Source organism: Cryobacterium frigoriphilum, assembly GCF_004403305.1.
In the GTDB taxonomy this organism is placed as follows: Bacteria; Actinomycetota; Actinomycetes; order Actinomycetales; family Microbacteriaceae; genus Cryobacterium; species Cryobacterium frigoriphilum.
Genome location: NZ_SOHE01000057.1, coordinates 1 through 9,543, shown reverse-complemented (window position 1 = coordinate 9,543; position 9,543 = coordinate 1). Strand labels below are relative to the sequence as shown.

9 protein-coding genes, 1 rRNA gene and 1 pseudogene are annotated in these 9,543 nt (G+C 67.4%); 6 read left to right on the top strand and 5 right to left on the bottom strand.

Annotated elements, in window-relative coordinates:
- A pseudogene (locus E3T55_RS14055) lies at positions 1–1,072 on the top strand (hypothetical protein); the annotation flags it as partial.
- Positions 1,073–1,171: 99 nt separating this feature from the next.
- On the opposite strand, the gene E3T55_RS14050 reads toward E3T55_RS14055, so the two are convergent.
- From E3T55_RS14050 to E3T55_RS14030, 5 genes are all read right to left on the bottom strand, one after another.
- Positions 1,172–1,972 (bottom strand): HAD-IIA family hydrolase, encoded by an 801-nt coding sequence (locus E3T55_RS14050; RefSeq protein ID WP_134520193.1) that lies wholly within the window; start codon positions 1,970–1,972, stop codon positions 1,172–1,174.
- Between the two features lie 63 nt (positions 1,973–2,035).
- Positions 2,036–2,698: a metal-dependent transcriptional regulator gene (locus E3T55_RS14045; RefSeq protein WP_134520192.1), complete on the bottom strand. Its 663-nt coding sequence runs from the start codon at positions 2,696–2,698 to the stop codon at positions 2,036–2,038.
- Positions 2,673–3,635 carry a metal ABC transporter permease gene (locus E3T55_RS14040; protein WP_134520191.1) on the bottom strand — a complete coding sequence of 321 codons (963 nt, stop codon included), beginning with the start codon at positions 3,633–3,635 and terminating at the stop codon, positions 2,673–2,675. The genes E3T55_RS14045 and E3T55_RS14040 overlap by 26 nt, the downstream gene beginning before the upstream one ends.
- Positions 3,632–4,441, bottom strand: coding sequence for a metal ABC transporter ATP-binding protein (locus tag E3T55_RS14035; RefSeq protein WP_134520190.1), 810 nt, complete (start codon positions 4,439–4,441; stop codon positions 3,632–3,634). The genes E3T55_RS14040 and E3T55_RS14035 overlap by 4 nt, the downstream gene beginning before the upstream one ends.
- Positions 4,438–5,400: a metal ABC transporter substrate-binding protein gene (locus E3T55_RS14030; protein ID WP_166791796.1), complete on the bottom strand. Its 963-nt coding sequence runs from the start codon at positions 5,398–5,400 to the stop codon at positions 4,438–4,440. Before E3T55_RS14030 ends, E3T55_RS14035 begins: the two co-directional genes overlap by 4 nt.
- Positions 5,401–5,451: 51 nt before the next feature.
- On the opposite strand from E3T55_RS14030, the gene E3T55_RS14025 reads away from it, so the two are divergent.
- The 5 genes from E3T55_RS14025 to E3T55_RS14005 form a co-directional block, all read left to right on the top strand.
- A complete protein-coding gene (locus E3T55_RS14025; RefSeq protein ID WP_134520189.1) occupies positions 5,452–6,081 on the top strand; it encodes an RNA methyltransferase in 630 nt (209 codons plus the stop codon).
- Positions 6,082–6,140: 59 nt separating this feature from the next.
- Entirely contained in the window at positions 6,141–6,509 is a 369-nt protein-coding gene (locus E3T55_RS14020) for a DUF4440 domain-containing protein (RefSeq protein WP_134520188.1), read from the top strand.
- Between the two features lie 123 nt (positions 6,510–6,632).
- The gene (locus E3T55_RS14015; RefSeq protein ID WP_134520187.1) at positions 6,633–7,115 is read left to right on the top strand and encodes a DUF3151 domain-containing protein; all 483 of its coding nucleotides are present in this window, start codon (positions 6,633–6,635) and stop codon (positions 7,113–7,115) included.
- Between the two features lie 2 nt (positions 7,116–7,117).
- Positions 7,118–8,404 carry an adenylosuccinate synthase gene (locus E3T55_RS14010; RefSeq protein ID WP_134520186.1) on the top strand — a complete coding sequence of 429 codons (1,287 nt, stop codon included), beginning with the start codon at positions 7,118–7,120 and terminating at the stop codon, positions 8,402–8,404.
- Positions 8,405–9,466: 1,062 nt separating this feature from the next.
- Positions 9,467–9,543: ribosomal RNA gene (locus E3T55_RS14005) — 16S ribosomal RNA — on the top strand; the annotation flags it as partial.

Sequence of the window (9,543 nt, the reverse complement as noted above, 5' to 3'; positions counted from 1 at the left end):
CCCCGCAGGGCCTGCCGCCCAGGCAGGGCCTGCCGACCCCGCGGAGCCCGCCGCCCCCGCCGCCCCCGCAGACCCCGCAGAGCCTGCTGCGCCCGCCCCCGCCGCGCACCCAACACCCCCGGTTTCGCCCGCCGTGGTTCCACTCGATGAGGGGGGAGCTGCCGCAGCACCGGCACCGTGGTGGACCACTCCGATCGCGTCGGCGGGGGCGCCCGACGCCGCGGTCGCGAGCGGTCCCGACGAGTCCGTCGTCGAACCGGCATCCGTCGTAGAACCCGACCGCGAACCCGGGCACGAACCCGGGCACGAACCCGCTGACGCGGCGACCGTTGTCATGCCCGCGGCAGCACCGGCCGCCAGGACGACGGTCATGCCCGAGCCGTTGCCGCCGGCGAGCCGCCCCCGCGCCCTGGCGGCCGCCGCTGCCCAGCCGGTTGCGGCGCTCCGACACTCCTCGGGTCGCCGCGTGGGCATCGAGGCCAGACGCCCGCGAACCCTCGTCTGGGTGCTCGCGGGCGTGCTGGTCGTCATCGTGCTCGTCGGCCTGTTCTTCGTGGGGCAGCGCCTGGGCGGCGGCGCCCCCGTCGCCGTCTCGACCCCGACGAGCACGCCGTCGGCGGCCGCCACGCCCACCGCCGCGCCGACTCCGACGCCCACCGCGGCAGCCGAGATCACGGCCATGCAATCGGCCGGCGTTCACCCCTGGAACACCCTCTTTGGCGGCGAATGCCTCGAACCCTACGACTCACCCTGGGCCGAAGAGTTCACCGTCGCGGACTGCGGCGCCGCGCACACCGCCCAGCTCGTCTTTCGCGGAGCCTTCGGGGGCGACGCAGTGACCGTCTTCCCGGGTGAGGCGGAGCTTGCCGCGCAGATCAACGTGCTGTGCAGCGCGGTCGGCCTGATCGACCTCACCGCTGCGGCGGCCGTTGCCGACGTGCAGGTTCAGGGCAGCTACCCGGTCACCGACGAGCAGTGGACCGCCGGCGAACGCCACTACTACTGCTTCGTGAGCCGTTCGAGCGGCGAACCCCTCACCGGCAGCCTCGCTGGGCCCGGCCCCACCGCGTAGAGGCGGCCTCGGGCGCTGAGTCGCGGACTTCGGGCCTTCACGCGCGCCACGAGCGTGCGAAGTCCGTGACTCAACCACGAGCCCGTGCCAGCGGAGGCGCTAGATTTCGTCGCTCTCGATGAGCTCGGTCGACACCAGTTCGTGCACACCGGCGAGCATCTCGTCGGGGCGGAACGGGTAGCGGGCAATCTCGGCCGCGTCGCTGATGCCGGTCATCACCAGGATCGTGTGCAGCCCGGCCTCGATGCCCGCGACGATGTCGGTGTCCATGCGGTCCCCGATCATGGCTGTGTTCTCGGAGTGTGCGCCGATCTTGTTCATGGCCGAGCGGAACATCATCGGGTTGGGCTTACCGACCACATAGGGCTCCATGCCGGTCGCCTTCGTGATCAGGGCAGAAATCGCGCCGGTGGCGGGCATCGGGCCGTCCGCGCTCGGCCCGGTCGCATCCGGGTTCGTGGCGATGAAGCGGGCGCCGCCGAGAATCAGGCGGATCGCCTTCGTGATCGCCTCGAACGAGTAGTTGCGGGTCTCGCCGACCACGACGTAATCGGGGTTCGTCTCGGTCATCACGAAGCCGGCCTCGTGCAGCGCCGTCGTGATACCGACCTCGCCGATCACGAACGCCGAACCGCCGGGCATCTGCTGCTTGAGAAAGTCGGCCGTGGCGAGGGCGCTGGTCCAGATACGGTCCTCGGGAACGTTGAGACCGGATGCCTTCAGTCGAGCGCTCAGATCCCGCGGCGTGAAAATGGAGTTGTTCGTCAGCACCAAAAACGGCGTGCCGGTGTCGGTCCACTGCTGCAACAGCTCGGCGGCTCCGGGAAGCGGCGCGTTCTCGTGCACGAGCACACCGTCCATGTCGGTGAGCCAGCATTCGATTTCATCTCGGCGGGCCATGGTGGCGTTCCTCTCGTCGGGGTTTCAGCCTAACCGGGGCAGGTTTCGCGTGGGTGACGAGCGCTACGCAGAGACCCAGATCAGTCCAGCGGCGGCGGGGGAGAGCTGGCGAATCTGCCCGTCGGGTAACCGCACGCAGAGCAAGTTTGTGGTGCCGGGCGGCTCGATCACGGTCAAGGCCGAACCCGGACCGATCGAATCGGCGGCCAGGTCGCGCAGAATCGCCGAATCCCGGTCGCTGATGCGCAGCACCCGACCGCTGTGCCCTGCGGTGGCCTGGGCGAGCAGAATCGCCGGTTCGCGAGCGACCGAGCCGTCGGCGGCGGGAATCGGATCGCCGTGTGGATCGTGCGCGGGGCGGTCGAGGCGGGCATCCATCGCGTCGAGCAGCCGGTCAGAGATGGAATGTTCGAGAATCTCGGCCTCCTCGTGCACCTCGTCCCAGTGGTAGCCCATGTCTCGTACGAGCCAGGTTTCGATCAGGCGGTGGCGGCGCACGACGGCCGTGGCCGCGAGCAGCCCCGCCGGGGTGAGCGTCAACGGCCCGTACGGCACGTGCCGCAGCAGCCCGGAGGCCGCGAGCTTCTTCACCATCTCGGTCACCGACGACGGCGCAATGCCGAGGCGCGCGGCGAGCACCGACGGCGTGATCGGCTCCGGTTGCCACTCGGTGTGGCCGTAAATGGTCTTGAGGTAGTCCTCAGCCGCGGGCGTGGACTGCTTCATTTCGCTCTCTCTCCTCGGGTGTGCCAGCGTAACCCGGGTCGGGGGACTCGGCAGCGAGGGTTGCGCCCGTCGCTCCGGTCGTGCGTTGCCGGGCGGCCCGGCGGCGGCGGGCGAGTCGGGGCAGCACCCCGCCGCGGGGGCCGAACAGGTAGGCCGCGAGAAACAAGACGGCCTGGGCGAGCACAACCGCGCCGCCGGTCGACACGTCGGCGTAGTAGCTGACGTAGACACCGGCGAGTGCGGCAACGGATGTCGCGAGCACCGCGAGCATGAGCATGCGGCCCATGCTCGCCGTCAGCAGGTACGCCGTCGCGCCCGGAATGATCAGCATCGCGACCACCAGGATGATGCCGACGGCCTGCAGCGTGATGACCACGGTCAGGGCGAGCAGCCCGAGCAGCAACGCCCGCAGCACCCGCACGTTGATGCCGATCGCGTGCGCGTGGGTCGGATCGAAAGCGAGCAGGGTGAAGTCGCGGCGCTTCACCACGAGGATCACGCAGGTCAGCAGGCCGATGATGAAGACCTGCCAGAGGTCGCCGACGCTCACGCCGAGCACGTTGCCGAACAGGATGTGCGAGAGATCGGTCTGGCTCGGAGTGACGGAGATGAGAACGACACCGAGCGCGAACAGGGAGGTGAAGACCACGCCGATCGCGGCATCCGATTTGATCTTCGTGGTGGACTGGATGCCGCCGATCAGGGCGACGGCCCCGATGCCGAAGATGAACGCGCCGACCGCGAAGGGCCAGCCGAGAATGTAGGCGAGCACGACTCCGGGCAGCACCGAGTGGCTGACGGCATCGCCCATGAGCGACCAGCCGATCTGCACGAGCCAGCAGCTCAGCAGCGCGCAGGTGACCGAGGCGATCAGGGTGGTCAGCAACGCGCGGGTCATGAAACCGTACTGCAGCGGTTCCATCAGCCAGTCGATCATGCCGCGCCCTCCACATCCGCTGCCTCGAAGGCCCGCGCGAGCAGCACCGGTGTCAGCGCCTCGTCGGGTGGGCCCTGAAACAGGATGCGTCGCTGCAGCAACACGACGTCGTCACACAATGCCGGAACCCCGGCCAAATCATGCGTGCTGATGAGAATCGTGCGTCCCTCATCGCGCAGCTCGTGCAGCAGCCGGCTGATGGTCGCCTGGCTCGTGGTGTCCACGCCCGCAAACGGTTCGTCGAGCAGCAGCAGCCGCGCGTTCTGGGCGATTCCGCGCGCCACGAAGGCACGTTTGCGCTGCCCGCCCGAGAGCGCTCCGATCTGCCGGTGCGCGAGGTTGGTGAGGCCGACCCGTTCGATGGCCTGCGCGACCGCCTGCCGGTCGGCGGCCTTGGCCCGCCGCGTGAGGCCGAGGGTGCCGTAGCGGCCCATCATCACGACCTCCCGCACCGAGACCGGAAAGTCCCAGTCGACCGACTCCGACTGCGGCACGTAGGCGACGTGGTTGGCCAGCCTGGCCCGCTTCGCGTTGCCGCCAAACAGGCGGATGCTGCCCTCGTCCAGTCGCGCAAGCCCCATGAGCGCGTTGAAGAGGCTCGACTTGCCCGAGCCGTTCATGCCGAGCAGCCCGACGATCTGGCCGCTGCCGACGGTGAGCGTAATGCGGTCGAGGGCGGTCACGTCGCCGTAGCGCACGGTCACGTCGCTTACTTCGATCGCGGGTCCCGGGGCGGGCCTGGCGGCCGAACCGGCCCCGGCGGAGCGTGCGGTGCTCGCAGCGTTGTGGGTCGCGGTGGTGGTCATTCGGTCAGCCCTTCCACGATGGTGCGGATGTCGTAGCGCAGCAGTTCAAGGTAGGTCGGCACGGGATCGCCGTCGCTGAGCGAGTCCACGTACAGCGTGCCCCCGAGCGTCGCACCCGACTCGTCGGCGACGACCCGCTGGGAGGCATCGCTGACGGTCGACTCGCAGAACACGGCCGGCACGTTGCGCGCCTTGACGGTCTCAATGAGCGACACGACCTGTTGCGGTGTGCCCTGGCTCTCCTGGTTCACGGCCCACAGGTAGCCCTCGTCGAGCCCCACATCGCGGGCGAGGTAGCTGAAGGCACCCTCGCAGGAGACGAGCATGCGCTCTTCTGCGGGGATCTCAGCGACGGCGGTCGCGAGCTCCTCCGACAGGTCGGACAGCTCGGCGGTGTACTGGGCGGCGTTCGCGGCGATGTCGGCCGCGGCATCCGGTGCCAGCTCGGTGAGGGCGGCCGCGATGTTGGCGACATAGATCTCGCCGGACAGCGGTGACATCCAGGCGTGCGGGTTGGGGTTGCCCTCGTATTCACCGACGCTGATGTTGATGGGGGTGACGCCGTCGCTGAGCGTCACCGCCGGGGCGTCGAGGCCCACCGTGAACTGCTCGAACCACTTCTCGAGGCCGAGGCCGTTGTCAAGAATCAGGTCGGCGTCCTGCGCCCGCGTCAGGTCTGAGGGGGTCGGTTCGTAGCCGTGAATCTCGGCGCCGACCTTGGTGATCGACTCGACGCGCACGGCGTCGCCGCCCACCTCGCGGGCCATGTCGGCCAGCACCGTGAAGGTGGTCAGCACGAGCGGTCGGCCGTCGTCGACGCTGCCACCGGAGCCGGCCAGGTCATCGACCGTCGCGCCGCATCCGCTCAGCGCCAGAACGGATGCCCCGACCATGGCCGAGGCGAACACCGCACGACGCGCACGCTGACGCGCACGGCGAGGCGGGTGAAATTTAGGCATACCGAAACCCTAGTAAATATTTAGGCAAACCGAAACCCCTAACCTTGGGAGGTGACTGACGCAAGCAACCCGACGCCCGAACTGACGACCTACGGCGTGGGGCCCTGGCCGGGTGAGCTGCCCACCGAGACCTATTACGACCCCGAACTGCTCGAGCGCGGCGATACCCGCAATGTCATCGACCGCTATCGCTACTGGAACATGGCCGCGATCGTGGCCGACCTCGACGAGCACCGGCATCCGTTTCACGTCGCCATCGAGAACTGGCAGCACGACATGAATATCGGCTCGATCGTGCGCAGCGCCAACGCCTTCGCCGCCGACACCGTGCACATCATCGGCCGCAAGCGCTGGAACAAGCGCGGCGCGATGGTCACCGACCGCTACCAGCACGTGCTGCACCACCCCGACGTCGCCGCGTTCGTCGCGTGGGCCGAATCCGAGAGCCTGCCGATCATCGCGATCGACAACGTGCCCGGCTCCGTGATCATCGAGACCTTCGAGTTTCCCGAGCGCTGCGTGCTGCTCTTCGGCCAGGAGGGGCCCGGCCTCAGCGAGGCGGCCATCGAGGCAGCGGATGCCGTGGTCGAAATCAGCCAGTTCGGCTCCACTCGGTCGATCAACGCCTCGGCTGCCGCCGCCGTCACGATGCACGCCTGGGTGATGCAACACCACTTCTGACCCAGAAGTTGTCCCCAGATTTCTCCCCACGGCGCAGCCGCAGGAGATACCGTGTGGTCATGACTGCGATCACTGACGATCTGCCCGCCCGACTGCTGCACGAAGAAAACGCCGCCTGGCAGGCGGTGGTGGCGGGCCGCGGCGGCGAATATTTCCAACGGGAAATGACCGACGACGCCCTGATGATTTTGCCGGGCGCGATTGTGACCCGAGACAAGGTCGCGGCGCACTTCGACGACACCGCCTCCTGGGAGAACTACGGAATTCGCGACCCCGCCATCATCCGTTTGGGAGATCACGCCGGAGTCGTCGTCTACCGCGCGGTCACCCGCCGCGGCGCCGAGGTGCTCGAGGTCAACGTCTCGACCACCTATGTCTTCGTGGGCGGCGGATGGCGCGTCGCGGCCCGCCAGCAGACCCCAGCCTGACGCAGGCTGCGTGGGCGCCTGCGGCGCAACTGTGAGCGGATGCGGGCGGATGCGAGTGGCGTCATACGGCGTCGCTCGCGAGCGCCTCGCGAGGGACACAGATGCGCCGCGATAAGATCGAGTGTGACCGGCGATAATTTGCTCAATAGGCCCGAGACCCTCCTCCCCGCAGAAGTGGAGGTACTCGAGGCGCTCAGTCGAACCGGCAGGCCCGATCTGGCACGTGTCGTGGCGGCGCATCCGACCTCGTCTCTCGCCTGGGCGCTGCTGGCCGACAAGGCCTACGCGGACGGTGGCATCCTCGAGTCCTACGCCTTTGCGCGTGTGGGCTACCACCGTGGGCTTGACGCCCTGCGCAAGGCCGGCTGGAAGGGCCACGGCTCCGTGCCGTGGAGCCACGAACCCAACCGCGGGGTGCTGCGCGCCCTGTTTGCTCTGCGCCGTGGGGCGGCCGATATCGGCGAAACCGACGAGGTCGAACGCCTGAGCGCTTTCCTCGCCGACGCCGACCCGACCGCCGTCGCCCAGATTATTGCGGCCGCCGTGTCGCCGGGTTCCGACCCGGCGCCGCCGACCGAGGCTTTTGTTATTCGAGGAGAAGACTAAATATGACCGCGATCGTTTTGATCGGAGCTCAGTGGGGCGACGAGGGTAAGGGCAAGGCGACCGACCTGCTCGGCAGCCGCGTCGACTACGTCGTCAAGTTCAACGGCGGCAACAACGCCGGCCACACCGTCGTCGTCGGCGACGAGAAGTATGCCCTGCACCTGCTGCCGTCGGGCATCCTGAGCCCCGGCGTCACGCCGATCATCGCCAACGGTGTCGTCATCGACATCGAGGTGCTGTTCGAGGAGCTCGACGCCCTCAGCTCCCGTGGGGTCGACGTCTCGCGTCTGCGGGTCAGCGCCAACGCTCACCTCATCACCCAGTACCACCGCACCCTCGACAAGGTCACCGAACGTTTTCTCGGCAAGCGTCAGATCGGCACGACCGGGCGCGGCATCGGCCCGGCCTATGCCGACAAGATCAACCGCGTCGGCATCCGCGTGCAGGACCTGTTCGACGAGAACATCCTGCGCCAGAAGGTCGAGGGGGCTCTCGGCCAGAAGAACCACCTGCTCGTCAAGGTCTACAACCGGCGCGCGATCGAGGTCGACGAGATCGTCGCCGAGCTGCTCACCTACGCCGAGCGGCTGCGCCCCATGGTGACCGATACGGCCCTGCTGCTGCACGAAGCATTGAACGACGGCAAGACCGTGCTCTTCGAGGGTGGCCAGGCCACCATGCTCGACGTCGACCACGGCACGTATCCGTTCGTGACCTCGTCGAACGCGACCTCGGGCGGCGCGGTGACCGGCTCGGGTGTGGCCCCGAACCGCATCGACCGCATCATCGCCGTCGTCAAGGCGTACACGACCAGGGTCGGAGCCGGCCCGTTCCCGACCGAACTCTTCGACGACTCCGGCGAGTTCTTGCGGTCCAAGGGCTTCGAATTCGGTACCACCACCGGCCGGCCGCGCCGAACCGGCTGGTACGACGCACCGGTCGCGCGCTACACGGCCCGCATCAACGGCGTCACCGACTTCGTGCTGACCAAATTGGACGTACTGACGGGGCTCGACAAGATCCCGGTTTGCGTCGCCTACGACGTCGACGGTGTGCGGGTCGAAGAGGTTCCGGTCTCACAGTCGGACTTTCACCACGCCACCCCGATTTACGAGGAGTTTCCGGGCTGGACGGAAGACATCACCGGAGTGCGCGAGTTCTCCGACCTGCCGAAGAACGCCCAAGACTATGTCCTGGCGCTCGAGGCCATCAGCGGCTCCCGCATGTCGGTCATCGGCGTAGGCCCTGACCGCGAAGCCGTCGTCGTGCGTCACGACCTGATCGACTAGCCCGACTTCTCTGGCATGACCCGCGGGTCGATCGGCTTCGGCCGGTCGACCCGCGTTCGTCGGTCGCGAACCTCGCCGGGGCATGAGCCGGCCGGTGGCGAATTCAGGAAGGCCGGCTGGCCTGCGCGGTGGTGCCGCGTACTTCCGGGCCTGCGGATGCCGAGTGGTCAGGTTTTTCCTGAATTAGCCACGGATCTCGTCGTGCGGGGCTGCCCTCGGCGCTCTTGCCGCCGTCACACCCGGCTCACAGGTGTGCCGCAGCTCGCGGGGGTCCGGTGGGCTGGCTCGCCCGCCCGCCCGCTCGCTCGCCGGCCGGCTCGCCCCCTGGCGCGCTGGCTCGCTGGCTCGCATGCTCCCTAGTCGATTCGCCCGTCGGCCGTCGGTCTACTTTCGGGCTGTCCTCGTGGCGAATTCAGGAAGGCCGGCTGGCCTGCGCGGTGCTGCCGCGCAGTTTAGGGCCTGCGGATGTCGGGTGGCCACAGTTTTCCTGAATTGGCCACACACACACGCAGGTCGCCGAGATTCGGCCGCGGCGGCGGCGGCGGCGTCGGTGGTCGGTGGGTGGGGGCGGGGTGGGGTGGGGCGACACGCCCGGGCTGTGTGCTGTTNCTAGGATATTAAGCCTCCCATCAAGCTTGTGTAGTTGGTTGAGTCGGTGTTTTCGGGTTTGTTTTGGTGCGCTGTGGCGTGCCTGATCGGGTCTGGATCGCGGATTTGACAGCGATCGGCTGGGTGGCTAAGTTAGACAAGTTGCCCCAGAGCGACCGCCCATTATACGGGTTTGAAGCTGGGTGCGTCCGATCCTTGAGAACTCAACAGCGTGCACAATGTCAAATGCCAAAAACCTCGTGGTTGTGATCCCGTTTCTAGCGGGTAGCAGCCAAGAGATTCCTTTGGAAATAATATTGAACAAGTCCTGACCTTCGGGTTGGGCAACAAACAACAAAGCAAGTCAGTAATGATTTGTTCTGTCAGTTTCAAACTTGTACCTTGTTCGCCTATTCCGGCGGCTTGGTGCACTAGATGGGCACATGATCTTCGGGTTGTGGAGCTATTCAAACATTTACGGAGAGTTTGATCCTGGCTCAGGACGAACGCTGGCGGCGTGCTTAACACATGCAAGTCGAACGGTGAAGGGG